This is a genomic window from Paenibacillus pini JCM 16418, assembly GCF_000576305.1.
GTDB classification, from domain to species: domain Bacteria; phylum Bacillota; class Bacilli; order Paenibacillales; family Paenibacillaceae; genus Paenibacillus_AQ; species Paenibacillus_AQ pini.
Genome location: NZ_BAVZ01000001.1, coordinates 73,726 through 100,328, shown reverse-complemented (window position 1 = coordinate 100,328; position 26,603 = coordinate 73,726). Strand labels below are relative to the sequence as shown.

25 protein-coding genes and 3 pseudogenes are annotated in these 26,603 nt (G+C 38.9%); 7 read left to right on the top strand and 21 right to left on the bottom strand.

All coding sequences use genetic code 11. The features are described 5' to 3' along the window. Positions 1-217: 217 nt before the first annotated feature. The 4 genes and pseudogenes from JCM16418_RS00515 to ilvB all read right to left on the bottom strand — a co-directional run bounded on the left by JCM16418_RS00515 (position 218) and on the right by ilvB (position 5,241). Complete coding sequence (locus JCM16418_RS00515) at positions 218-1,759, bottom strand: 2-isopropylmalate synthase (RefSeq protein WP_036645152.1); 1,542 nt, start codon at positions 1,757-1,759, stop codon at positions 218-220. Positions 1,760-1,871: 112 nt separating this feature from the next. Beyond that, complete coding sequence (ilvC, locus tag JCM16418_RS00510) at positions 1,872-2,864, bottom strand: ketol-acid reductoisomerase (protein WP_036645150.1); 993 nt, start codon at positions 2,862-2,864, stop codon at positions 1,872-1,874. A gap of 147 nt (positions 2,865-3,011) precedes the next feature. Next, positions 3,012-3,497: an acetolactate synthase small subunit gene (gene ilvN, locus JCM16418_RS00505; protein WP_036645148.1), complete on the bottom strand. Its 486-nt coding sequence runs from the start codon at positions 3,495-3,497 to the stop codon at positions 3,012-3,014. Positions 3,498-3,499: 2 nt separating this feature from the next. Beyond that, positions 3,500-5,241, bottom strand: a pseudogene (gene ilvB / locus JCM16418_RS00500) (biosynthetic-type acetolactate synthase large subunit). Positions 5,242-5,832: 591 nt separating this feature from the next. Between ilvB and JCM16418_RS00495 the strand changes: the two are divergent. Continuing rightward, positions 5,833-6,276, top strand: coding sequence for a GNAT family N-acetyltransferase (locus JCM16418_RS00495; RefSeq protein ID WP_036645146.1), 444 nt, complete (start codon positions 5,833-5,835; stop codon positions 6,274-6,276). 15 nt (positions 6,277-6,291) lie between these two features. Here the strand turns inward: JCM16418_RS00495 and JCM16418_RS00490 are convergent, their stop codons facing one another. The 15 genes and pseudogenes from JCM16418_RS00490 to JCM16418_RS00420 form a co-directional block, all read right to left on the bottom strand. Continuing rightward, positions 6,292-6,672, bottom strand: a complete 381-nt coding sequence (locus tag JCM16418_RS00490; protein WP_036645144.1) for a hypothetical protein — start codon at positions 6,670-6,672, stop codon at positions 6,292-6,294. A 152-nt stretch (positions 6,673-6,824) separates the two neighbouring features. Continuing rightward, on the bottom strand, positions 6,825-7,787 hold the full coding sequence (locus tag JCM16418_RS00485; RefSeq protein WP_036645142.1) for an ABC transporter permease: 963 nt from the start codon (positions 7,785-7,787) through the stop codon (positions 6,825-6,827). Beyond that, positions 7,788-8,867, bottom strand: coding sequence for an ABC transporter permease (locus tag JCM16418_RS00480; RefSeq protein WP_036645139.1), 1,080 nt, complete (start codon positions 8,865-8,867; stop codon positions 7,788-7,790). It abuts the gene before it with no gap. Next, positions 8,867-10,401: pseudogene (locus JCM16418_RS00475) on the bottom strand (ABC transporter ATP-binding protein). Before JCM16418_RS00475 ends, JCM16418_RS00480 begins: the two are co-directional and overlap by 1 nt. 119 nt (positions 10,402-10,520) lie before the next feature. Then, complete coding sequence (locus JCM16418_RS00470; protein ID WP_036645137.1) at positions 10,521-11,540, bottom strand: BMP family lipoprotein; 1,020 nt, start codon at positions 11,538-11,540, stop codon at positions 10,521-10,523. 427 nt (positions 11,541-11,967) lie between these two features. Next, complete coding sequence (gene rplT / locus JCM16418_RS00465) at positions 11,968-12,327, bottom strand: 50S ribosomal protein L20 (RefSeq protein ID WP_036645135.1); 360 nt, start codon at positions 12,325-12,327, stop codon at positions 11,968-11,970. Between the two features lie 31 nt (positions 12,328-12,358). Further along, the gene (rpmI, locus tag JCM16418_RS00460) at positions 12,359-12,559 is read right to left on the bottom strand and encodes a 50S ribosomal protein L35 (protein ID WP_036645133.1); all 201 of its coding nucleotides are present in this window, start codon (positions 12,557-12,559) and stop codon (positions 12,359-12,361) included. 18 nt (positions 12,560-12,577) lie between these two features. Further along, positions 12,578-13,075: a translation initiation factor IF-3 gene (gene infC / locus JCM16418_RS00455; RefSeq protein ID WP_036645131.1), complete on the bottom strand. Its 498-nt coding sequence runs from the start codon at positions 13,073-13,075 to the stop codon at positions 12,578-12,580. A gap of 269 nt (positions 13,076-13,344) precedes the next feature. Continuing rightward, complete coding sequence (locus JCM16418_RS00450) at positions 13,345-14,583, bottom strand: glycosyltransferase family 2 protein (RefSeq protein ID WP_036645130.1); 1,239 nt, start codon at positions 14,581-14,583, stop codon at positions 13,345-13,347. 434 nt (positions 14,584-15,017) lie between these two features. Then, positions 15,018-15,410: a hypothetical protein gene (locus JCM16418_RS00445; protein ID WP_148298712.1), complete on the bottom strand. Its 393-nt coding sequence runs from the start codon at positions 15,408-15,410 to the stop codon at positions 15,018-15,020. A gap of 28 nt (positions 15,411-15,438) precedes the next feature. Then, positions 15,439-15,849 (bottom strand): hypothetical protein, encoded by a 411-nt coding sequence (locus tag JCM16418_RS00440; RefSeq protein WP_036645126.1) that lies wholly within the window; start codon positions 15,847-15,849, stop codon positions 15,439-15,441. Then, positions 15,842-16,363: a MauE/DoxX family redox-associated membrane protein gene (locus tag JCM16418_RS26795; RefSeq protein ID WP_036645125.1), complete on the bottom strand. Its 522-nt coding sequence runs from the start codon at positions 16,361-16,363 to the stop codon at positions 15,842-15,844. The genes JCM16418_RS00440 and JCM16418_RS26795 overlap by 8 nt, the downstream gene beginning before the upstream one ends. Continuing rightward, the gene (locus JCM16418_RS00430; RefSeq protein ID WP_036645123.1) at positions 16,360-16,755 is read right to left on the bottom strand and encodes a hypothetical protein; all 396 of its coding nucleotides are present in this window, start codon (positions 16,753-16,755) and stop codon (positions 16,360-16,362) included. Before JCM16418_RS00430 ends, JCM16418_RS26795 begins: the two co-directional genes overlap by 4 nt. 2 nt (positions 16,756-16,757) lie before the next feature. Continuing rightward, a complete protein-coding gene (locus tag JCM16418_RS00425; protein ID WP_036645122.1) occupies positions 16,758-18,548 on the bottom strand; it encodes an ATP-binding cassette domain-containing protein in 1,791 nt (596 codons plus the stop codon). Further along, positions 18,532-19,014 (bottom strand): thioredoxin domain-containing protein, encoded by a 483-nt coding sequence (locus JCM16418_RS00420; RefSeq protein WP_036645121.1) that lies wholly within the window; start codon positions 19,012-19,014, stop codon positions 18,532-18,534. The genes JCM16418_RS00425 and JCM16418_RS00420 overlap by 17 nt, the downstream gene beginning before the upstream one ends. 574 nt (positions 19,015-19,588) lie before the next feature. Between JCM16418_RS00420 and JCM16418_RS00415 the strand changes: the two genes are divergently transcribed. The 3 genes from JCM16418_RS00415 to JCM16418_RS00405 all read left to right on the top strand — a co-directional run bounded on the left by JCM16418_RS00415 (position 19,589) and on the right by JCM16418_RS00405 (position 22,558). After that, positions 19,589-20,362, top strand: a complete 774-nt coding sequence (locus tag JCM16418_RS00415; RefSeq protein WP_036645120.1) for a LytTR family DNA-binding domain-containing protein — start codon at positions 19,589-19,591, stop codon at positions 20,360-20,362. Positions 20,363-20,845: 483 nt separating this feature from the next. Further along, complete coding sequence (locus JCM16418_RS00410) at positions 20,846-21,373, top strand: phosphatase PAP2 family protein (RefSeq protein ID WP_036645118.1); 528 nt, start codon at positions 20,846-20,848, stop codon at positions 21,371-21,373. Between the two features lie 51 nt (positions 21,374-21,424). Then, positions 21,425-22,558 (top strand): UDP-N-acetylglucosamine--LPS N-acetylglucosamine transferase, encoded by a 1,134-nt coding sequence (locus JCM16418_RS00405; RefSeq protein WP_036645117.1) that lies wholly within the window; start codon positions 21,425-21,427, stop codon positions 22,556-22,558. 27 nt (positions 22,559-22,585) lie between these two features. Here the strand turns inward: JCM16418_RS00405 and trmB are convergent. Continuing rightward, positions 22,586-23,328 (bottom strand): annotated as a pseudogene (trmB, locus tag JCM16418_RS00400) (tRNA (guanosine(46)-N7)-methyltransferase TrmB). A 190-nt stretch (positions 23,329-23,518) separates the two neighbouring features. Then, entirely contained in the window at positions 23,519-23,716 is a 198-nt protein-coding gene (locus JCM16418_RS00395; RefSeq protein ID WP_036645110.1) for a hypothetical protein, read from the bottom strand. 285 nt (positions 23,717-24,001) lie between these two features. Between JCM16418_RS00395 and mnmL the strand changes: the two genes are divergently transcribed. From mnmL to JCM16418_RS00380, 3 genes are read left to right on the top strand one after another with little or no spacing between them, the layout of a single operon-like run. After that, positions 24,002-24,958 (top strand): tRNA modification radical SAM protein MnmL/YtqA, encoded by a 957-nt coding sequence (gene mnmL / locus JCM16418_RS00390; RefSeq protein ID WP_036645107.1) that lies wholly within the window; start codon positions 24,002-24,004, stop codon positions 24,956-24,958. A 1-nt stretch (position 24,959) separates the two neighbouring features. Continuing rightward, positions 24,960-25,541: a tRNA 5-(aminomethyl)-2-thiouridylate-methyltransferase MnmM gene (gene mnmM / locus JCM16418_RS00385; protein ID WP_036645105.1), complete on the top strand. Its 582-nt coding sequence runs from the start codon at positions 24,960-24,962 to the stop codon at positions 25,539-25,541. A gap of 48 nt (positions 25,542-25,589) precedes the next feature. After that, positions 25,590-26,558 (top strand): type I phosphomannose isomerase catalytic subunit, encoded by a 969-nt coding sequence (locus JCM16418_RS00380; protein ID WP_036645103.1) that lies wholly within the window; start codon positions 25,590-25,592, stop codon positions 26,556-26,558. Positions 26,559-26,603: the final 45 nt, after the last annotated feature.

Sequence of the window (26,603 nt, the reverse complement as noted above, 5' to 3'; positions counted from 1 at the left end):
CCAAGATATAGAATCTATGACCTTAATAGTTTATACCTATAAGTTGATTGTAGAGTAATAGAATCAGCTTCTATAATTCTACACTCTCCCGCCTCCATTTACTGACTAGACCAAAACCTATAGAATAATAATGTAAATATGACGATAAAAAGGCAGGTCCACAAGTGGGCCTGCCTTTATTGTCTACTGTATTCATGTCCTTGCCAGCCAATCTGTTCTAAAGGCTCACACGTTCGCGGTTACTATAAGTTTTCCGCTTCTCAATCAATTGATTAACTGCATCAACATAAGCTCTTGCACTGGCTTCAAGAATATCCGTACTTAGACCTCTTCCTTGAGCAGATACATCATTTTGCGTGAGTACAACATGTACTTCGCCCTGTGCATCTTTACCACGAGAGACGGACTTAATGGAATAGTCAGACAAGGTCACTTCTTCTCCAGTAGCCTTATCTATAGCATTATAGATGGCATCAACTGAACCGTTACCTTCCGCATCTTCCTCAATAGCTTGATCCTGCTCTTTAATAATACGTACCTTGGCTGTTGGAACGGATTGATTACCATAAGTGACATAAATGGTTTCAAGTTCGAAAACTCCAGGCGTACTCACAAGCTTCTCTTCGATCAAAGCCAAGATATCATCATCCGAAACTTCCTTTTTCTTATCCGCAAGATCTTTAAAACGAGCGAAGGCTTGATTTAGTAGCTCATCCTCTAGCTCATATCCCAGATCAATTAATCTTTCACGGAATGCATGACGACCTGAATGTTTACCAAGAACCAATTTACTTTCTTTGAGGCCAATCGTTTCAGGTGTCATAATTTCATAGGTCGTTTTTTCTTTCAGCATCCCGTCTTGATGGATTCCTGATTCATGAGCGAAAGCATTCGCTCCAACGATAGCTTTATTACCAGGAACAACCATACCGGTCAGCTTGCTGACAAGCCTACTGGTACGTGAAATTTCGGAAAGGTTAAGCGACGTTTTGGCTCCAAAAAATTCTTGACGTGTCTCAAGTGCCATTGCAATCTCTTCGATCGCCGTATTACCAGCACGTTCACCAATACCATTGATCGTACCCTCGATCTGATCTGCACCATTCTGGATCGCTGCAAGTGTATTAGCCGTTGCCATACCCAAATCGTTATGACAATGAGCGCTAAGCTGCACCTTTTCAACATCAGGTACATTTTCTTTCACATATTTAAAAATCGCACCATATTCCGCAGGATTCAAGTAACCTACGGTGTCCGGAATATTAACTACATTTACACCCTCGCCAATGGCCATAGACACCATTTGAGCGATGAAATCATACTCAGTCCGGCCGGCATCCTCAAGCGAAAACTCGATTTTTGAAAAATACTTTTTAGCATACTGAAGAGCTGATTTCGCAGTTTCCAGTACTTGTTCCTTCTCCATCCGCAATTTATGTTTACGGTGAATCGGGGACGTGGCAAGAAAGATATGAATGCAAGGGTCCTGTGCTCCAATCAGAGCTTCTCGAACAGCATCAATATCATTTTCACGTGAGCGGGACAATCCGATGACTGTTGCATTCTTAACTGCTCTTGCTACTGCATTGACTGCAGCCAAGTCGCCAGGAGAAGCAGCAGGAAAGCCAGCTTCCATCCGGTCAATACCTAGTTTCTCCAGTTGATAAGCAATCTCCAATTTCTCACGCGTATTCAAATTCACACCTGGAGATTGTTCACCATCACGCAGCGTTGTATCAAAAACATAGATTTTCCGCAAGTTCAAGTACCTCCCTCAACATACATAGACTCGTATAAAATTCCAATGCGGCTCACGCATAAGCACGGCCGCATTGGATAAATCAATCATAAAATTTGCTAGAAATTATATATTATTTCTTAATCCAGTGCATCATTTCACGCAATTGTGCTCCAACAACCTCGATTGGGTGGTTAGCTTCGTTACGACGTGTTGCATTCATAAATGCACCATGGGATTGATTCTCAAGGATAAAGTCGCGAGCGAATTTACCTTGTTGAATGTCAGACAATACAGCCTTCATTGCTTTCTTCGTCTCATCTGTTACAACGCGAGGTCCAGTAACATAGTCACCATACTCAGCTGTGTTAGAGATTGAATCACGCATGTTAGCCATACCGCCTTCATAGATCATGTCTACGATAAGCTTCATTTCGTGCAAACATTCAAAGTATGCCATTTCCGGAGCATATCCTGCTTCAGTCAATGTTTCGAAACCAGCTTTGATCAATGCAGTTACACCACCACACAAAACAGCTTGTTCACCGAACAAATCCGTTTCTGTTTCTTCACGGAATGAAGTTTCGATAACACCTGCACGAGTACAACCGATACCTTTTGCATATGCCAGACCGATTGCTTTCGCATTACCAGTAGCATCTTGCTCGATAGCGATTAAACCAGGTACGCCAAATCCTTCAACATACGTACGACGAACCATGTGTCCAGGGGATTTAGGAGCTACAAGCAATACGTCTGCTTCAGCCGGAGCATTGATTTGTCCAAAATGGATGTTGAAACCGTGAGAGAACATCAAAGCTGCACCCTTTTTAAGGTTTGGTTCAATGTCATTCTTGTATACAGAAGCTTGTGTTTCATCAGGCATCAAGATTTGTACAACATCAGCTTTACGAGTTGCGTCAGCAACCGACAGAACTTCAAAGCCATCGTTTTTAGCTTTATCGAAAGATTTACCTTCGCGAAGACCGATAACGACGTTAATTCCGCTATCACGCAAGTTTTGCGCTTGGGCATGTCCTTGGCTACCGTATCCGATTACTGCGATTGTTTTACCTTTAAGTACGTTTAGATCTGAATCCTGCTCGTAATAAGTTGTAACTGCCATGTTAATAAATCCTCCTTTTATTTTGAAAAAGAACCTTCATAAAGAGCGGGTGTTTCAGAAGACCCTGTTATGGCTAAAAAATCAGAAGTATGATCCTCTCAAACCCCCGCTCTTTACGGGGCATTTCAGTAAATGATTTTTGTATTTTTATGCATTTCCGCGAATCATTGCAGTGACTCCAGTACGTGATAATTCACGAATACCATAAGGTTTTAAGAGTTCGATCATTGCATCAATTTTATCGGTATCACCTACAACTTGAACCATAAGGCTGGTACTTCCAATATCTACTACAGATGCTCGGAACGTTTCAACCACGCCCATAATTTCTGGGCGCTCTGTTGGTCCTGCACTTACTTTAATCAAAGCCAGTTCCCGTCCAACCATCGGTTTTGATCCAAGATCAGTAACTTTGATAACATCGATAAGCTTATAGAGCTGCTTCTCGATTTGTTCTAGTGTCTGTTCGTCCCCGATGGTAACGATGACCATACGTGAAAGACCGAGTTCCTCAGATTGTCCAACGGTGATACTCTCAATGTTAAAGCCGCGTCGCCCGAATAATCCAGAAACTCGCTGCAATACGCCCGGCTGGTCATTTACTAGTACGGCAATGGTATGTCTGATACTCATAGTTACGCATCCCCTAACAACATTTGATCAATCGTTGAGCCTTGAGTAACCATCGGATATACATTTTCTCCCTTGTTAACCACAAACTCAACAACTACTGGTCCCGGAGTATCGAGCGCTTCTTGCCATGCCAGTCGCGCTTCTTCTTTGTTTGTTGCCCGTAGACCCTTCACTCCATATGCTTCAGCCAGTTTGACAAAATCAGGACTTCCTTCCAGGTCGATGTGGCTGTAACGGTTTTCGTAAATGAGCTCCTGCCACTGACGTACCATACCAAGTACCTGATTGTTAATGATGACGACTTTGACCGGAATATTATTGATAGCGCATACTGCTAACTCCTGGGAGCACATCTGCATACCGCCGTCACCGTTAACTGAAATAACGAGTCGATCTGGATTTGCCATTTGAGCGCCAATTGCTGATGGTAATCCGAATCCCATTGTGCCAAGTCCACCAGAAGTGACCCATGAGCGTGGCTGATTAAATTTGTAATATTGCGCTGCCCACATTTGATGCTGTCCTACATCCGTAGTCACAATGCTTCGCCTTTAGTTGTTTCATTCAATAGCTCAATTACCCATTGCGGTTTGAGTACTGTATCCGAATCAACATATTTATAAGGCTGTTCTTCTTTCCACTGTAGAAGCTGTGCTCTCCAATCATCCGCTTTGGATGCATATTGAACATCGTTATTAATCATTTGAAGTACTGTTTTAACGTCGCCAACGATTGGAATATCTGTAGGTACATTTTTACCGATCTCTGCCGGATCAATATCAATGTGAACAATTTTGGCATGTGGTGCGAATCCCTTCAAGTTCCCCGTTACACGGTCATCAAATCGTGCACCGATGTTGATCAGTAGGTCTGCTTGTTGAATGGCCATGTTTGATGTATACGTACCATGCATTCCCGGCATCCCTGTCCAAAGGTCATCTCCACTTGGAAAAGCACCTAGTCCAAGAAGCGTTGTCGTAATTGGAATACCTGTTTTCTTAACGAATTCATGTAACTCTTCATGAGCACCGGAATAAATAACTCCGCCTCCTGCGAGGATGAAAGGACGTTCTGCTTCATTAATCGCGTTTGCCAATTTATCTAATTGTAATTTATTCGGTACCTTACAAGGGTTATATCCCCGAAGATTAATGGTATTACCTGGTTCAAACAATGTTGTCGCTGCCGATACATCCTTCGGAATATCGATCAGAACTGGTCCTTTACGGCCCGAATTAGCAATATGGAATGCCTCATGAATAATCCGCGGAAGATCTTTTACATCTCTTACCAGATAGCTATGCTTCGTAATCGGCATTGTGATTCCTGTAATATCTGCTTCTTGGAAAGCATCTGTTCCGATTAGCGTCGTGGCCACGTTGCCAGTAATAACAACCAATGGAACGGAATCCATATAAGCGGTGGCGATACCTGTCACCAGATTGGTTGCTCCTGGTCCTGATGTTGCTATGCAGACGCCAACTTTACCACTTGCACGTGCATATCCATCTGCTGCATGGATGGCTCCTTGTTCATGTCTTGTTAAGAGATGTTTGAAATCCTCAAAACCATACATTGCATCGTAAATGTAAAGTACTGCTCCCCCAGGATATCCAAAAACACATTCAACATCTTCAAGTAGTAGGCTGCGAAGCAAAATCTCCGAGCCGGTAATGACTTCCGGCTTCATCCATTTCTCACGTAGTTGTTCTGTAGACCGCACTTCAGGAATTTGCGCACTCATCAGTCATCCCCCTCTCAAATTTACATCCATTTCCAAAGCTGATATAACAAAAAAACCTTCCATCCGTCATCACAGAATAATTCTGTGTGAGGGACGAAAGGTTTAAGCTTCCGTGGTACCACCCATGTTTGCTCTACATTTCGCAATCTAGAGCCTCATTAGGTACAGAAATGTATATCGGCAGATTATAAATGCAGCCGTTTCCATACCTTCAGTCCGTAACGTGGACTCTTACGATTCTCCCTAATAAGCTTTAGCGCTTTTCAGGAGAACAGCTCCGAGGTGAGCTCGTATAAAAGGGATTTTGGTGGAGGTTACAGCAATATATCCTACCACTCTCTGAGCAAAAGGGCCCTTTAAACTTCGTCCTCTTCATAGCTGATCATTGTATAACTCGTTAAAATGTTTAGACACATTATATGATTCATCCAAACGATAGTCAATACCCATGTTGGAATAAATATTAAGAAGGTTCCTATTTTGGAATAGTTAAAGTATGTCTGTAACTGTAACATCACCCTCCCTCTTCAACATATGATGACATACATTCACCTCTGCTTGAACCTTATGTATGAAGGGAGGACAGACATCATGATCAGGTATCGCAGACCTAAACAAGATGATACTGTTATCAGGAAATTAATTGAAACCCAGTTGGTCCCATTGTCCCATTTAGGCAATGACCAACTGGATCATATCAGACAGGAAATGCCTCAAAGATTAAGGAGCGGGGTGACACTCGTTGCTTCAAAAAATTATGAAGAAGACCCCATAGGCTTTGTTCATTGCATGCTTCATGGTGACCTGCTATATATTGATATGCTGGCCGTTGCACCCGAAGCACAGCGCAAAAAATGGGGTAACATGCTTATGTTTCAAGCAGAGCGTTTTGCTGCCTCACGTGGGTGCAAACGGTCCAAAGTCATGGTTGATTCTGGTAACAATAAAGGATTATCATTTTATCAAAAGTTGGGGTACGCAAACTTGAGATATCATGCGCTAAATCAGTGCTACGAACTAGAAAAACATTTCTAATTCAACAACAAATATTTAGTAGAATCCCCCAGGTGGGTAAGGTCCACCTGGCCCAGGTCCATATCCAGGTCCGGGACCGTATCCTCCACCATATCCACCGTAACCACCATTGAAACCTCCTGGTCTCGGGGGTTGACCCCCACCATATCCGCCACCAAATCCACCAAATCCAAATCCTCCAGCAAATGGCGCCGTTCCAATGGCAAGCAGGTCAAATAATACGAGAGGTATAATGGCCTTTGTGTGTACATTCTTACCTTTGCTACGCTGAAGAATCAAACGATTACCGGATATCCGAACCAGTGTACCAGTGACGACACTTCCATCTTTCTTCGCAGCGACGATATGTTGTCCCACCAATGCCTCAGCCTGTTTTCGAGTCACTGTTTTATGCATATTATCCCTCCTCCAACATGTACTCATGACAGTCTATTCTCTGAGAGTAAGGGTCGCTTGTTCCATAGCCCGCTAGAAGAGGAAGATGGGTGAAATTTAAAAAGCAGCATTCCTAAGAGGAATGCTGCTTTTTCCAATACAAATTCATGAAATTAACGCTTACTTGGATCATATGCTTCACCAAGTGCTGATGGAGCTGACGAGCGACCAACCGCAGCTACGAGAACAATAATCGTGAGTACATATGGTAGCATGTAAATAAATTCCTGCGGAATACTTTTGGACCATTCAAATAATTGAAAATAGTTACCTACTGCTTGAGATAATCCGAAGAATACCGCCGCACCAAACGCACCAAGTGGATTCCATTTACCAAAGATCATCGCAGCAATAGCGATAAAACCTTGCCCTGAAATTGTATTATGAGAGAACATGCTTGTCGTAGTTAGAGTAATGGTAGCTCCACCCAACGCAGCCAGTGCTCCACTGATCAAAACACCGATATAACGCATGCGAACTACTTTAATTCCGACCGTATCTGCAGCACTCGGATGCTCGCCCACCGAACGCAGTCGTAAACCGAATGTAGTTTTAAACAGCACAAAGTATGATACAAACACTAATATAATTGCGACATAGGTCGTTGGATAGTTAGTAAACAATCCAAACCCAATAATTGGTATTTCCGATAACCATGGAATTGCCCATTTGCTAAATGATTCTTTCAGTAGTGTGGTCTCTCCAGCACCGTCAAAAATCAATTTAACCATGTAAAGCGTACTTCCAGTTGCCAGAAAGTTAATAACTACACCACTTATGACTTGATCTGCTTTAAATGTTATGGATGCCACTGCATGTATGAGTGATGCGAGTATCCCCATAACTAATGCGGCCAGCATGCCAATCCATGGAGAGGCTGCTCCCATTCCTGCTTGCTCAGCAAAATAGGTTGCAACTCCAGCTGCAAAAGCACCAAATGTCATAAGACCTTCAATACCAATATTTACAACACCAGAACGTTCAGAGAAGATGCCGCCCATGGCTGCAAATATGAGCGCAGTTGAGAATACCAGCGTCGTATTAATTAGCTGGCCGATCGTTGTTATCCAATCCATTTACAACACCTTCTCTTTCTTGCGCTTGAGATAAAAAGGCTTAAGCACCCAGCGCACAATTCCTTGTGCGGCGATGAAGAATATAATTGAACCAATAACAATTCGAATAATTTCCGGTGGTACATCTGCACCAAAGGACATTCCTGCTGAACCATAAGTTAGAGTACCAAACAAAATAGCTGATAGCAGAATACCAAATGGATGATTCATACCAATAAGCGCTACAGCGATTCCATCAAAACCTACCCCTGGAGATCCCGTAAATAACGCTTGATTGTGGAATACCCCAAGTACTTGGAATGCTCCACCTAATCCTGCAAAAACACCACTGATAAACATGGCTTTTATAATATTTTTCTTCACATTCATCCCTGCATACTTCGCTGCGTCACCATTGTGCCCAACTGCACGAAGTTCATAACCTTGCTTACTCTTCCACATGAAAATATAAAAGAATACAGCTGCGAGCACCGCTATTAACGTTCCCCAGTGCATACGCGCATCACTGAACATGGTTGATAACCAGCCAATGGATATGGAAGCTGTATCTTGAATATCCTCAGATCTTTGCTGACCTTTAATAAGCAAGAAGTTTCTCACGATATAGTTACTGAAATATAGAGCTGTCCAGTTAAGCATGATCGAGATAATAACTTCGTTTACTCCCCGCTTGGCTTTGAGATAACCCGTAATACCAGCCCATAGTCCCCCTGCGACTCCTCCAGCTATAATAGCAACTACAGCATGAACGACAATAGGAAGACCCGTGACCTTAATACCCACAACAGAAGCAGCAGTCATACCGATAATGTACTGCCCTTCAGCACCAATGTTGAATAGACCCGTGCGGAAAGCAAATGCAACCGCTAGTCCTGTCATAATCAATGGGGTTATTTCACGAATCGCCTCACCAAAATCATATAAATTTCCGAAAACAGTGCTAAACAAAGAACTATATGCGAGTAGAGGATTATATCCTCCAATCAACATAATAATGGCACCTACAATGAGACCGAAAAGGATGGCAACAAGCGGAACTACAAGGCTATTAAACGAGAATATTTTGAAAAACTTATTCATTATGCTGTACCTCCTGTGCGCTTGCTTCCCGCCATCATTAGACCCAATTCCTGATCATTCGTCTCTTCAGGGAGTACCTCACCAACAATTTGTCCTTCATAAATAACAGCTATACGGTCAGAAACATTCATAATTTCATCAAGTTCAAAAGAAATCAACAGAACTGCTTTCCCTTGATCACGCTGTGCAATCAGTTGTTTTTGCACAAACTCAATTGCCCCTACGTCAAGGCCGCGGGTTGGCTGGGCAGCAATCAGTAAATCTGGATTTTTGTCTATTTCCCGGGCTATAATTGCCTTTTGTTGGTTACCGCCTGACAAAGAACGAGCTTTTGTCTCAATACTCGGTGTGCGAACGTCAAAATGCTTAATCAATCGCTCTGCTTGCTTGTCGATTGCATTTTTGTTCAAAAATCCGCCCTTATTGTATGGTGCCTTATAATAAGTTTCAAGAACCATATTCTCGCTCATTGAAAAGTCTAATACCAACCATGTTTATGTCTATCTTCTGGAATATGGGAGACCCCACTTTCCGTAACATGACGCGGATTCTTATTGGTGGTATCTTTGCCTCTAACCTCAATAATTCCACTATCAACTTTACGAAGGCCCGTTATTGCCTCAATCAATTCACTCTGACCGTTTCCATCAACACCTGCAATACCCAGTATCTCTCCAGCTCTAACCTGCAAATTAAGACCACTCAGAACTGAGATTCCCTCTTTGTTCTTAGAAACCAGATTTTTCACATCGAGTACGATTTCTTTAGGAACTGAAGCCTGCTTGTCCACTTTGAAAGTTACACTACGTCCAACCATTTTTTCTGCCAATTCATTGGGATTCGTCTCGGCTGTCTTAAGTGTGTCAATCACTTTACCTCGACGGATGATGGTAACGGTATCAGAAATTTGCATGATTTCTTTAAGCTTATGCGTAATCAGAATAATGGACTTTCCTTCGGCCACAAGTCGTTTCATAATGACCATAAGTTCACCGATCTCTTGAGGAGTCAGCACAGCCGTAGGTTCATCAAAAATAAGAATATCTGCGCCACGATAAAGCGTCTTCAAAATTTCGACGCGTTGCTGCATCCCTACAGATATATCATGAATTTTCGCATTGGGATTCACTTTCAAACCATATTGGTCCGAAAGCTGTTTGATTTTCGCAACCGAAGTTTTGTAATCAATACGCGCTCCCATTTTCTTAGGCTCCATGCCCAGAATGATATTTTCTGTAACTGTAAAAGGTTGAACTAACTTAAAGTGCTGATGCACCATTCCAATGCCCAATTCGATCGCTTTGTTTGGACTGTCAATCACAACAGGTTTTCCTTTGACCTCTATACTACCTTCTTCAGGCTGGTATAATCCAAAAACGATGTTCATCAAAGTTGATTTACCTGCACCATTTTCACCAAGCAATGCAAGTATTTCACCCTTGTGCAGCTTCAAGCTTATAGAGTCGTTGGCCACGATACCTGGAAATCGCTTCGTAATTTGCTTCAACTCAACGACAGGGGTTGCTGCATCCATAAGATCACCCTTATATCATATTTTCGGCCTCTGGCCAGAACGTAAGACAAGGCTAGTTATATCAACCAGCCTTGCCGTTTGCTACCTCTAACTATTCCATTTAAATAAACGGATACCTATTATTCAGTCGGAACTTTAATTTCTCCGCTGATGATTTTTTGTTTGTAATCCTCAACTTTTTTAAGAACATCTTCTGGTACGTTTTTGCTAGAAGTATCTGCAAGACCCACACCATTTTCTTTCAATCCAAGAGTCTCAGATCCACCCTTAAATGTACCATCGATTACTTCATTCGTAATTTTATCAACAGCAGTGGATACGCCTTTAACCATTGAAGTCAAAGTTACATCGTCGCCGAACTCAAGAGATTGGTCTTTATCCACACCGATTACCCATACTTTTTTACCGGATTTGTTGCGATCGATAGCTTCGTTAAATACACCAGTACCCGTTTGACCTGATGCGTGGAAAAGAATGTCATTTCCGGCATTGTACAAGCTAGCTGCCAACGCTTTACCTTGGTCTGGCTTATCGAAAGCACCTGCATAGTTAATTGTTACTTCAGCCTTAGGATTAGCCGCTAGAACGCCTGCTTTGAAACCAACTTCGAAACGTTTGATAACTGGGATTTCAGCGCCACCAACAAAACCAACTTTGTTTGTTTTAGTCATAGATCCAGCAACAACACCTACTAAGAATGCTCCTTCGTTCTCAGCAAATGTAACGGAATGAACATTTGGTTCATCTACAATAGCATCAATGATTGCCAGTTTAGCATCCGGATTCTGTTTAGCTACTGTTTTTATATCTTCGCCAAGGTCAAAACCAATACCCCAAGTCAGATCATATTTATCTTTAACATATTTGTTCAAGTTTGGAACATAGTCTTCTTTGGATTTACTTTGTAGATATTTAGCAGTAATTCCTTTATTTTTCTGAAGGCCTTCCAAAGCTTCCCATGCCGATTGGTTAAATGATTTATCATTAACTCCACCTACGTCAGTTACCAGACCTACTTTAACACTCGACTTAGCTACATCGCCACCGGATGCATTCGTATCTTCTTTCTTACCACAACCAGCTAGTACTACTGAAAACGCCAAAACCGTAACTAGTGAAAGCTTTACTATCTTTTTCATTATCTTTTGTCCCCCTACGGATGAATTATATCCTTTCATCTAAACAAGACTCTTTAGCAATTGATCTATGGTCAATTAATTGCAATTCTGAAGCTCATCTAGATGTTGGACACTCCACTGAACAGATTATACATTCTACCCTCGTCAAAATCCAGAGGAATTCCACTGAAAACACAAAAACTTTCAAAACAACAAAGAAAGCGCTTTATCCAAAGACAGTTGACATAAGTTGTTATTACCATGTTATGTTTATTGTCACATTCTTCACGTAAACATTCTTCTTATATTCATATTATTGCAAAATAATTCCATTATTATGCAATATATGCGTGTGTATCACTAATTCATGATAACTTCATCATTCTTTCCCTCAAAAAAACCGCCGGGTTAGGGCGGTTTTTTAAATGTGTATAATAGATGAAATTAATTAAGCATTAATTTTCTCTTTCGCAACAGTTGCGATAGAGTTAAATGCGTTAATATCATTAACAGCTAGATCAGCAAGCATCTTACGGTTGATGTCTACACCAGCCAATTTCAAGCCGTGCATCATTTTGTTGTAAGACAAGCCATTCAAACGAGCTGCAGCGTTAATACGAACAATCCACAATCTGCGGAAGTTACGTTTCGTGTTACGACGGTCACGGTATGCATATACCAATGATTTCATTACTTGCTCATTAGCTGTTTTAAAAATGCGGTGTTTCGAACCGAAATAACCTTTTGCAAGTTTCAATACTTTCTTATGTCGACGACGAACAACGAATCCGCCTTTTACTCTTGCCATAATAATAAACCTCCCAAAATTGTGTTGTTAACTATTTCAAGTTAGCTAAGCCTTGTTTCAAGCGTTTTACGTCCCCTGGTGCCATCTCCGGATTACCAGACAATACGCGCTTAGCACGTTTGGACTTGTGTGAAAGCAAATGGTTTTTGTAAGCTTTATAACGCATTACTTTACCAGTTCCGGTAATTTTGAAGCGGCCTTTAAGGCTGCTATGTGTTTTCATTTTAGGCATTGTACTTCCTCCTCAGGTTCATTGGGCTTTTGGAGCCAAAATCATTATCATACTGCGTCCTTCCAGTTTTGGAAAACGCTCGATACTGGAGTGCTCAGCAACTTCTTCCTTCACACGCTCCAGAATCTTTTGACCGATGCTTGCATGTGCAATTTCACGGCCACGGAAACGAACGGAACATTTAACCTTGTCGCCTTCTTTCAAAAACTTGACGACATTGCGAAGCTTAGTCTGGTAATCATGCTCGTCGATGTTCGCTCGGAACCATACTTCTTTAATATCAACGATTTTCTGGTTCTTCCGGGCTTCTTTGTCTTTCTTTTGTTGTTCGTAGCGGAATTTACCATAATCCATAATGCGACATACCGGCGGTTTTGCCTGTGGTGCTACATTAACTAAATCAAGATTAAGATCTATTGCCATTTGCAGAGCCTCACGAATTGGTGTGATACCAATTTGCTCACCTTCTGCACCAACTAAACGAACCTCTTTAGCCCGAATTTCGTCATTAATCATATGTTCCTTACTGATAACCGTCCACCTCCAGAGCTAATTGTAATACCTTGCAATACAATAATAAAAAGGGATACTGGATTTATCACCCAGCATCCCTAATGATCAATTCTTCATGAAGTAATTACATTCATAAATCATTGGATCAACAACCCGCTAACTTTCGTCAGAACAGGTGAGAAGCTGGTGCTCCTGCTTTGAATCCATTTCATGTTTAACACACTCAAATAATTTAACATATCCAATTGAATTTGTCAACTATTTTAATCAAATTAAACTTGTTTGCTTTGGACCTCTTCCAAACGAACCACACGAGTATGTTTGGTATGACTCCACTGCTTGTTGTTCTGCGTAAAAAATGCATGCACAGTAATCGGCCACCAAGATATTAGAAATATAGGATAGGTGATTATTCTCCAGTACATTTTCAACGGAACCTTCTCTAAGTACATTGCAAGTGGTAGCTGTGCTACCCCATAAATCGATAATGGAATTGCCACCCATAAAGGGAAGTATCCATATAGCGAAGTTATATTCATATCCATTGGAAGGACGAAATTGATGTAGTATATAATTGTCAATAAGAAGCCGAATAAGAAATTGTATGAGTTGAAAACATACAAAGCTGCATCAATCTTAGTCAAACTTCTCTCCTTAATTCCTTGTTTAATAAGTGGAAAGAGGAATTTTCTAGTTACTTCAAAATGTCCCTGCATCCATCTTAGACGTTGTCTTGCTGAAGCTCTAAAAGTAAGAGGCTTCTCATCATAGACCCGAGCATCGAAATTAATTTTAGGATAAACATCACGTTGAATACAACGGATTGTAAACTCTAAATCTTCGACAAGACTTGTAGCACCCCAACCCATTTCTTTCAGAAGCTTACTCTCGAAACACATACCTGTACCGCCAAGAAAATTAGAAAGTCCTAAGTTGTAACGGGGTAACTGCCACAAACGATTACAGAACCAATAGTTAATAGCATTAGATGCACTAATCCATGAATCACCAGGATTTTTAGTATCTAGATATCCTTGAATAACCTTGGTTCCGTTACAAAGATCATTGTTCATGTATTGTAGAAACTCAACATCAACTAAATTATCAGCATCAAATACAACTACAGCATCATAAGACTTAGGCATTTCCCAAAGCTTATTTAACATCCATTCTAAAGCAAATCCTTTGCCTCTTTCTTCAGGATTTGTTCTAACACAAGGTGTAACTCCTTCATAACTTCTTGAGATAGCCTCTGTCTTATCCGTACAATTATCACAAATAACAAAAATATCATACATTTCTCGTGGATACTTCATCTTTTGCAAATTTTCCAATAGCGCCCCAACAACTTCTTCTTCATTGTGGGCAGCAACAAGAACTGCAAATGTTTTTTGTGGCGAATGAGACACATTTTCTTTTTTTCTATACCATCCAAAAAACGAAAGAACTACTTGGTACAATCCAATAAGCCCAAAAAAAACTTGAAGAACAATCATAATTTTATCAAACATTTCTCTTTTTAACCCCCTGTAACCCTTTTTTAATACAATATATCCCTTTTCAATTATGATGCATGCCGTTTTCTTTTTTTATCGGCATTTGAAAAAATTCAACTTAAGTTAGAAGTATATCGACGTCAATAAAAAGACAGTTATTTGAATTATCATCTGACTTTAGTTTTAGTTTTTACTTATTTATGATCTTTTAATTAAAAAATTTATAATAAGTTAAAAAACAGAACATGAACAAGTTTTTTTATATAAAACTTTTTAACCCACAATTTCTCCCTTGAATCATTTTAATCTCTTCTTATATCGAAGTCAAAAAACTTAATTTTCCTAAATCTAAATATTCTATTAATAAATATAAAATGGACCTGTAAAAGTGTTACTCTCTACTTAGAAGGCAACTCTTATATGGGTCCGAATTTTTATATATTCGTCTATCAAACTGGTATAGAAATTTCATCAAAATAGATATTCTTATCTTCACACAAAACAATGTAATTAAATTCAAAGCTTGGTTCACCATTACAAAAAAGAACCATTCTAAACTCACCTTCACTACAATGAACGGTTTGTATTTTACAATACGTCTTCAATTCATTCTTGTTAGCAACAATGCTATTTTTTTCAGTGAAGGCAATAATCTCCCCTTTTTCATTGAAGATTTGTAACTCGATCATAATTGTATCGTTAATCTTAATATCCTTTAGGTGCACAACAACATTAATGTTACTGACATAAGGAAGAGTTTCAACATTCAACGAGGTTATAGGTGAAGAATAGATGAGTTTTTTCTCGTTTTCTGACTGTTGTATTTCGCAACTATCGACCATAAAACAGGAAGTTTTCATTTGATCACCCTTAATCTATTTTTTTCATAGTTTTTTTCAAATAATTTAGTTCAAACAAACTGGGATATCTAGTTATATTTATCATTTTGCTTAGATCATTATCTAAACATACCACCATATTCTCAGGAATTTTTTTTTCGAACATTTTAATCTTATACTCAGGTGCACGATAGAAAATTATTGACTTATCTTTTGAATTAATTATCTTCACATTTTTCAAAAATGCTTGCTCTGATTCGGCATCAAGAAAAATTAGGTTGAAAGAGCTTCCTAATTCAGTAATTTTTATTTGATTGTTATTAATTATCTCAATAACACTAATTATATTTTCAAGAACATTATTTTGTTTGAACTTCATTAAACATATTATTATGAGTACAAGTGAGGTAAAGCAAAGTATATAGCTTAGTATGTTATGCATACACTGCCTGCCTCCTTTTATACCATTGCTCTTTAACTAAAAGTATAAAAAATGCTGAGTTTATTAGAATAGTAAATAGCATCGTTTTCTCAGAAATAATAAATTGATGATTATCTGTTCGATAATACCAGGCAAACATAGTTAGAGCTATAATCAACATATTTCTTATAATAGCGTATAACTTATTGGTAGGTTTATTACTTTTTCCAAAACAATTGCAACGTATTTCTTTCTTCTCCAAAGAGACCTTAATAAACATTCCAATAAATAAAAGCATCATACAAATTGCAATTAAACTGGTAAATAAGTGTTGGAAGAAAAATATAATTAATAATGAAGTAGTCATCTCAATGAAAATCATTAGAATAGCACTTATTTTAATTAGATAATTATTTTTCATTATCCCAAATTCTCGTATGCTAGACCGAAAATCGTTAATCTCCAGACATTTTGATATGGACGATACTAGAAATATTAAAGCGAGTAGTAGCTGCGCGATAAAAGGTAAATTCATACCGCACACTCCGCAATCAATAGTTCTTCATATTTCTCCCACTCTGTTAAGGAAGTAGCAAATACTTTCTGATGTTGTTTGATTAAGATCATGTATGGAAATGTTTCAATATCATACGTCAAAGTGGCATTCTCCGGTTCAATAAAAACAATTGGAAAATCCCAATGAAAATAATCACTTAGATCTTGATGTTCTTCTTCATCTCCATTACAGAATAAAACTAACTGTATGTTAGGAACTTTACTTCGCAAAACATTTATTTGGGGTAAGAATTCTACACAATGATTGCAATATAAAGAGACAAAGAGAAATAATTGTACCTGATTACTTGGAAATTCAATCTTATTTCCCTTAAAATCAACTACTTCTTTGTATTCATTCATTCCCTGCATATTTATACAGCCTCCACTTCTTGCTTATTATATAATTCTTTTTGTTGAGTCCACATTTCGAAATAATAACCTCTGGATTTAACTAATTCATAATGAGTGCCTATTTCCTTTATTTCTCCTTCTTTCATAACAATAATTTTATCAACATTAGCTGCTATACCAATTCTATGAGTAATAATTATTAAGGTTTTATCATCAGACACCTCGATAAGATTTTTCAACAGATCTAATTCACTATTAGGATCAATAGCTGAAGTAGGTTCATCTAAAACAACTAACGACGCTTCTTTAAATAATGCCCTAGCCAAAGCTATCCGTTGCCACTGTCCACCCGAAAGATTGATTGATTCATCGGTAAGATAACCTAATTCAGTAGCAAGGCCTTTTTCTGGATTTAATATATTCGAGACACCGAAAAGCTTAATAACATTATTAATTTTCTCATCATTATTAATCTCTGATACATTGGACATAGCAATATTATGTCTAATATCAAGCTCGAATTTAGTGAAATCCTGAAAAATCACACTAGTTTTCCTCCAAAGAGAATGCAAGTCAATATCCTTAATTTCTTTTCCATTGTAAAATACGTTATCGCTTTGTTCTGATTGGTATAATCCCAAAATAATCTTAATAAGTGTAGTTTTTCCTGAAGCATTGTCACCAACAATTGCAATCTTTTCGCCCTTATTAATCATTAAATTAATATGGTTCAAGGCATTTTTATCTCTATTAGGATATTTAAACGAAAGATTCCTAACCTCAATGCTGTCTATCTCCGAAATTTCATCCCTAGTGGAATCATTTTCATTAATTTCATTAGATAACATTTCATTTGCAAATTTTAAATAACTAGTATTTTCGTAAAATTTTCCACACACATTAAACAGACTTAAAACATTCGATTCAATAAGTGGCGCTGCCATTGTGATAGCCATATAATCACCGATCGTCAAATTTCCTTTATAAATATAATAAATACAAAATAAAGAAAGAGATAGTTTGCATCCAGCTGATAAGATTTTACTTATGGTAATATAATTAATTGTTTTCTTTTCAAGATTAAATTGCAGTTCAAAAGCATGACGTTTCTTTTTAATCCAAAGTTTTTTTAAGAATTCAAAAGATTGATTAATCATAAGTTCTTTATGAACAGAAAAGTTGTTTAACATCTGAAATAAATAACCATGTGTACGATGAGAAGTTTGCAATATGTTAGTTACCTCGACACGATTGCGAATTGTTCTCAACTCGAGAAGTCCTCTTAGCATACATAATATTAATAAGCCCACTATTACAAGAATATTCAATTTATGAAGTAAAGCTATAGATAAGCTAATACTGATTAATACGGAAACCAAAGTTAAGAATGATTGATAATTACTTTCAATTTTGGATAAAGCAAACTCATTATAATTGGCTTTACCATGAAAAGATGGGTTTTCTTTCTCCACCATATCCATACCGTAAAAGTAATCTAACAATCTATTATTTTGTCTTATGCTAAATTTTTCTGTAAAAGAAAGGTTATGTTTTACTTGTATTTGAGTAAATATTGTAATCAATAGTTCAATACTAATTATCATAAGTAATAGTTGAACCACATCCATCAGCTTAAAGGACATAGTTGACAGGTTGTTAATTAACTTTGAACCTAAATATATCGAGGCATTTAATTGAATAGGCGTTACAATGAGCAGCATTAAATTCAATAAAAAATACTTTTTATCTACCTTCCAAACTTCTTTAAAGGAAAAAACAAATAGGTTGAATCCTTTAAGAAATGCTTTCATGAGAAAGTCTCCCTGTTCCAAAAACCTCTACTAATGGGGATATTTTTCTTAGCAAACTATCGTAGGTATTAAATATACCTGCACCTACGATTTGCCCCACTTTATTTAAGGCGTAAACCATTGGAACAGCCTCAACATTTAATTCTTTATTTAAAACTGTTAAATTTGATTTTTGGATCTGAAAAGAAGGGAACTGCTGTTGAATATCATTAACGAATTGTTCATCAGCATCTAGGAAGATATATGTTTTAAAATAAAGAATTTTAGAATATTGACTAATAATTGTGAAATCACATTTTTCGCATGTTTTACTCATAAAAAATACAATAGTACCTGTCGATCCGTATTCTATGTTCACTCTCTTATCAGTTCGATCGATTAAGAAATCATTACTCATCCTTTCACCAATCGGTAATTGAGATATGGGCCGCCTTTTAAGAAATTTCATGTACTGTTTTTCTTCCATTTCATTTCATTCCTTTTCGTTAATTTAATAAGAAAGGGATTAATAACACCAATATAGAAAAATAAACGCCCAAGGGGCGCACAATTAATTCAATACTTAAATTTGGTGCCCAAGAATTTGGGCACCTTTGAGAATTATTAGCAACATGCTCCCCAAGAAGAGTTACAGTATTTCCATACCTGAATAGTTCCGTTCATAGAACATGGCGTATAGTATTGAGTAAGATAACGAGTTCTAACGCAATCACTGCTTGACGCACATCCGCTATCAGCACCTGGTTGAGGAGAACCACCTGTCATTCCACTTGGACAATTATTTGCACATACCATATTAAAAACCTCCTTTTTTTTTGCCGGCCAGGCAATAAGTAAGCACCTACAAGAATCATCTTACTGTAATTCTTAAAAAAAATGTAAATTTAGGAGTAAGATATCAAAATTAAGGGATATCTTGGTATTAACCAAGCAAAATGTAAAATATCATAATTTATTTTATTATATTGTCACTTATTCCAGTATTTAGGGTTATATAGTGTATGATCATATTTATACAACCAAAGAGGAGGTTATACACTTTGTTATCTTTTTATCCAGATATCGCTATTTATACTACAAAATATTCTTTAATAGCGGATTTATTGCCTCATTTTAGAAACAATAGAGTTTTTAATTTAAAGAACATTAAACAATTGCAAGAAGCCGCTAGTAAAAACAATGGTTTAGTACTTATTTTAGAGTTAACAAATAATATTGTGTGTCAGCTCCAGGCGATCTTCTCACAGCTATCTAAAAAAGAATCCGATACTCATTTGATCTTTCTTTGTAATAATCAAATTGACGCTGAACTTCTAAAGAAAACGATTTTTCACGCAAATACAAATCCCTTTTTTATACACTTTTCAAAGTATGAAACTTTACTAACTTCTATTCAATTAGCAACAAAAAGAATTATCGAAAAATATTTAGCGAAAATTGCTGAAAAAGAACTAACAACTATGAATTATCTAACTTTGAAATATAATAATAAAAATCTTATAATTATTGAAAATCTCATTAAATGTGTGGAAAAGGTAAGTAAGAATTCGGTTGATATAACATTATCAAATAATAATAAAATTCAAAGCACTTCAAATTTAAAAGAAATAGTTAATCAGTCATCTCCCTTACTTTTTCAATCTCATAAGAGCTTTTTAGTAAACATTAAATATATAAAGTCAATTTCACCGAGTGAATGTAATACTCATCTTATTACATTGGAGAATGAACTTAACATTCCTCTCTCAAAGGGATTCTTCCCTCACTTTACTGTTGCAAGAAACATTCTTAAATCTATTGGCACATTTAATTAAAAATTGTTTTTTAATAGGGATAATTCTCTGGACACATAAGGTTCAGAGAATTATCCCTATTAATTTAGGCTTTAATAGCACAAAAATGAAGAACAACGTTATTTGCAAATTTGATACATGGTTGAGTAAACTTAATAATAAGTACTGCCTTGCATCGCTTATTTACTTCTAGAATAGCGAGATTACTGCTATGGTAAATTAAATAAAAAATCGGTATACTAGTTATGCATTTGTCATTTCCCAAGTTGGATTGGTTATACAACCTTCTTACGGAATGTTCAAATGTTTTTCTTTTCTTTTTTTATTAATAAAAAAGACTATTGCTATTAAATTAATCGATTTCATTTTTTTGTTAGAGTGTTATTAGTAACAGCCCTTGAAATCATTTACGATTAAAAATATGATGAATTAAGGACATAATTGAAATACCCGAAAATTCAGCCTGCCCGGCCGCTCCTTGTGCCGGCATTACCGGAGGATGGAGTGATACGTTTGTTCATTAAATTACAATTATGGGACCGGCAGCTTTTTCAATGGATCAACGGAAGTCTTCATAACCGTTTTCTGAATTTTTGCCTATATTATCTAACTCATTTAGGCGGAGCTACATTTACGATATGCACAAGCCTACTCTGCTGGATACTTGCTTCTCAGTCATGGCGTGTTGCAGGAGCTCAAGCCGCTGTAGCGCTGGCTGTAAGTCATATTCCCGTGGCGATTGCTAAAAAACTGTATCCGCGTATTCGCCCGTATATGGCGATGCCAGAAACCAATACCTTCCGCAATCCACTGAGTGACCATTCTTTCCCTTCAGGGCACACCACGGCAGCGTTTTCTTTGGCACTACCATTTATAATGGCACATCCAGAATGGGCTGCACTCTTTTTGCCACTCAGTTTAATTGTGGGCTTCTCACGCATTTACTTGGGACTTCATTATCCGTCCGATGTGCTTGCGGGAGCCGTAATCGGTAGCTCAGTCGCAACTGCAACAGTTGCATTATGGAGCTAAAGTCGATATCTTGAAGATACGGAAAAACATGCAGGATAGGTGAGATGCCAGTTGAGTAAAAAAAGGATATTGTTATTATCTGAAGGTTTCGGCGCAGGGCATACTCAAGCAGCATACGCACTCTCCAGCCATTTACGAAAACTCTCGCCGAACATACAGACAAAAGTACTTGAACTCGGAAGTTTTCTGAATCCTAAAGTAGCTCCTTTGATTATTACCGCATACAAAAAAACAATCCTCAATCAGCCGAGGCTGGTTGGGATGATGTACCGACATCAATATAAAAAATCGCTTAATCGACTTACAACGCTCGCACTTCATCGAATTTTCTATACTCATACCCAAAATGTTGTTAATCAGCTACGCCCTGATATTATCGTATGCACGCATCCAATCCCAAGCGCTGTGATATCCAGACTCAAGCGCCTTGGCGTGGATACACCTTTGTGTACTGTGATTACAGATTACGATGCTCATGGTACATGGATTAGCCCGGAAGTGGATCGTTTTCTGGTCTCCACCCCCGAGGTGAAATATAAGCTAATGCAGCGAGGGGTTCACGTCTCCAAAATCCATGTAACCGGTATTCCTATTCATCCAAATTTTTGGGAGCATCCTGGCAAAGAAGAGATTAGAGAAAAGCTCCACCTTAAGGATTTACCTACTGTTCTCGTCATGGGCGGTGGGTGGGGAATGATGAGCGATGAGGTCATTAATAACTTTCTTACGCGGTGGAGTGATGAAATTCAGATCATTTTCTGTGTGGGCAGCAATGATAAAATTCTTCGTAAACTGGAACAAGATTCCCGTTATAATCATCCCAATATTCGTTTAATTAGCTTCACTCGCGAAATCGATAAACTTATGGAGATTTCGGATCTGCTCGTTACAAAACCTGGTGGAATGACTTGTACGGAGGGCTTGGCCAAGGGTATGCCGATGCTATTCCATCACCCTCTACCTGGTCAGGAAGAGGAGAACTGCCACTATTTCACAGCGATGGGGCTGGGAGAACCCATATCTTCGCTAGATGTGATAATTAGGTGGATGAACAAGCTGATTAATGAACACGCAGATATAAAACGAATGCGGCAAGAACATCTGGACAGCATCGCTCGGTATCACCCTATGCAGAGTGCACAGGTCATCGTTGATATGTTAGAAACAAATAAAGTGCCTTCCTAAGGAAGGCACTTTATTTATTTTAACTATCTAATTTTCATCCATAGCTGCGGGCTTCTCAGCCATACGGTAAGCATCAAGACGGTGCTCGTTATACCGTTGAAGTGCCTGCTCTCCGACAATCGCTTCACAGCATGAATATTAACCCCTTTTCCGACAAACTTCGTTTCATATTCCGTCATAACATGTTCTTCATTCACACCTTCACGATGAAGGTTCAATGAAATATTCGTCATCTGGAGCCCATAATCTGCAAATGAATTCAATGAAAATTCAAATAACGTTTGTGAGTCAGTCTTCAAATGGATCTCGCCGTTTGTGTTCAGAAGTCCACGATACTTATCAAGAAAACGTGGATGGGTCAATCTGCGACGAGCATGCTTGCTCTTAGGCCATGGATCGCTGAAGTTAAGAAATATTCTCTCAATCTCTCCCGTTTCAAATACCTCTTCTGCATAATCAATGTTCGCCAGTGCCAACCTTAAATTAGGTGGAGTGTCCCCATTCTGCTCTGCCCAAGCTAGATGAGCCTTGTCGCTAGCTCTGCGAATTAATTCGTCATACATGTCAACGCCTATAAAATTAATATTAGGATTGCGAACACTCATTTGGCTAATAAACTGGCCTTTACCCATACCGAATTCAACATAAATTGGATTGTCATTACCAAATAATGTAGACCATTTCCCTTTATACGACCGAGGGTCTAGAATGACAAAGCCTTGCTGCCCTTCTATACTTTCTCGAATTCCTTTTCTACCGCGTAAACGCATCTCATACCTCCGCATGTTTATACTTAAAGCCGTTTAGGTTCTCAATAAAACGGCAACTACAATATTGTGCCGAAACCTTGTCCAAATGTAAAGAGGACATACAGAAAAAGAATTTCAGGCATTATCTCGAAATGGAGATAGAGCTTAAAATTCTTTTTCATAATCTATTTGGAATTGGGGTCCAACGGATTCATTGTTGATAGTCTACCTTATCTTGATGCTGAAAATCAAATTTCTTTTCAAAGGCGGCACGTATTTTACGACGAGCCGTCGCTCCTACTTCCGCATTCCCATTAAACTTCACGCCTGTCAATGCCAATGCCTCATCAGGAGTCAGTTGAACAGAAATCGTACTCTTTGCTTCAATGTTACGTTCCCAAGAATTCATGATTACCACCTCACGGGTTATTATGTGGGTATTCGTCAATATTATGCTGAATTCTATAAACCGTATTACCCTAAATTTTTAGGTATGAAACGGTTTGATTTATATTTTAAATATAACGCTTCGTGTAAGTTATTTCAAGAGAACATAAGCCTGTAAAAGCAGCGATTAACTCCCACTGCCCTACTCTGCATACCTTTTAACAGTATTTTTTGTTACAATAAGCCTTGCATAAGATTATAACAACTTACCGCTTCAGATGTTCATATAAGAGGAGCTTTGCATCACATGAAAAATAATCCAACATTATCCTCTCCACAACTGTGGAAAGATAAACGTTTTCATACCTGGAACTACGAAATGCATGAACAGTTTAACAATAAAATCTTTAAGGTTATGCTGGATGCAGGTTTCACCTGCCCCAACCGCGACGGTTCTATTGCAAGAGGTGGCTGCACGTTTTGTAGCGCTAGAGGTTCTGGTGACTTTGCAGGCAGACGTCATAATGACCTAGTTACTCAATTCGATACGATTAAAGAGAAACAACATCAAAAATGGCCAAATGCCAAATATATTGGCTACTTCCAAGCCTACACGAACACGTATGCCCCAGTAGAAGAGCTTCGTGAACATTACGAAACTATTTTGGAGCAGCCTGGTGTCGTCGGATTATCTATTGCTACTCGTCCCGATTGCCTACCTGATGATGTCATCGAATATTTGGCTGAGCTCAATGAGCGAACCTATTTATGGATAGAAATGGGACTTCAGACCGTTCATGATAGCACATCAGAACTCATTAATCGTGCCCATGATACTCAATGTTTCCTTGATGCAGTGGAGAAGCTTCGCAAGCATAATATTCGTGTCTGTGCCCACATCATTTATGGTCTTCCACAAGAAACACATGAAATGATGTTAGAAACTGGCCGTGCAGTTGCCAATATGGATGTACAAGGTATTAAGATCCACCTGCTTCACTTAATGCGCAAGACACCGATGGTACAACAGTATGAAGCCGGTCTGCTGCGCTTCCTAGAGAAAGATGAATATGTAAAACTAATTGTTGATACGCTCGAAATGCTACCGCCTGAGATGATTGTTCATCGCCTAACTGGGGATGCTCCGCGTGATTTACTCATCGGTCCGATGTGGAGTCTCAAGAAGTGGGAAGTACTCAATGCCATTGATTATGAATTAAAATTCCGAGATACTTGGCAAGGAAAATATTGGAGGAAGTCATAATATGGGGTTTTTATCAGTGCTCAGCTTTGCGCATCATCTGATTTCCGAGCGGATACAGCCCGGTGATCATGCTGTGGATGCAACTGCGGGAACCGGTATAGATACATTATTTCTCGCTAAACAGGTAGGACGAAAAGGTCATGTGTATGCTTTCGATGTGCAGGAAGAGGCTCTGAAACTTACTAAAGCCCGCTTAGCTCGGGAACAGGATGTACCCTTGGCCTCCCTTTCCCTTCTTCACCATAGCCATGACCAAATGCAGGCCTACCTTCCAGCAGCCATTTATGGCCGCCTTGCTGCGGTTATGTTTAATCTGGGCTACTTGCCCACGGAAGGCTCAGACCGAAGCACGATCACAGAGAGCAGTAGTACGCTCGCAGCGTTAGAAGTAGCTCTCTCGCTCCTTAAACCGCGCGGTATTATAACAGCCGTACTCTATCCTGGACATGCCGGTGGAGATTTGGAAGCGACTGCGGTTACGGAGTGGGCTACATCTTTACCCCAAGTTCAAGCTCAATCCATTGTGTACAGACAGCTGCAACGAATGGACGCACCTTATGTAATTGCTATCGAAAAAAGATAGATCCATATACTGATACCACCAGCAAAATGATGAGAGGAAGATGCAGAAGTGACACAATCATATCCACTACAATTCCAACCTGAATTTAAAGAACGTGTATGGGGAGACCGTGCATTAGAGCAGTTTGGTCTCGATATTCCTGATGGCCATATCGGGGAGGGCTGGATGATTGCCGATCATCCCAATGGCACAACTAGCGTCCTAAATGGTGAACTAGCAGGACAAGGTCTAGACCAAATTAGAAAGCAATACGGTGCAGAATGGTTCGGCAGTAAAGTCTCCTTGGAGAAGAACGATCGCTTCCCACTATTGATCAAACTTCTAGATTGTAACGATAATCTATCCGTTCAGGTCCATCCTAACGACAAATATGAGGGCCTTCCGCAAGGTGAGCTTGGCAAAACCGAAATGTGGTATGTGCTCGATGCAAAACCGGGAGCTAAAATCATATATGGTTTAAACGATGGAGTCACAAGAGCGCATCTGCAGGAAGCTATTGAACAAGGGACTGTGATGGATAGCCTACGCGAAGTCACTGTTGAAGCAGGGGACACCTTCTATATTCCTGCCGGTACGGTACATGCGCTTTGTGCCGGCGTTGTTGTTGCCGAAATTCAGCAAAACTCAGATACTACGTATCGCCTCTATGACTACGATCGTCCAGGTCTTGATGGAAAGCCACGCGAACTACATATTGAGGATTCTCTTAATGTAACTGCTTATGATGGCTCAGGTGCCACGATGATGAAGACGGATCATATTGGGCCTGGTGAATGGTTACAGCTCGCCCAATCACCTTATTTCATCGTGGAAAAAGGTATCGTCTCTGGTAGTTGGTCAATGGCAACAACACCTGACAGTTTTACAATCTTCGTCATTTGTGAAGGGAGCGGAATGCTGAAATGGCAAGGTGGTTCCATGCCATACTCCGCCGGCCAATGCTTCCTTCTCCCTGCTAATCTGGGACAATATCAACTAGAAGGACACTCCACAGTGCTTCGTTCATACTTGCCATAATATACGAATATATATTTGTAGGTTCATATCTTCTTGTTTACATTG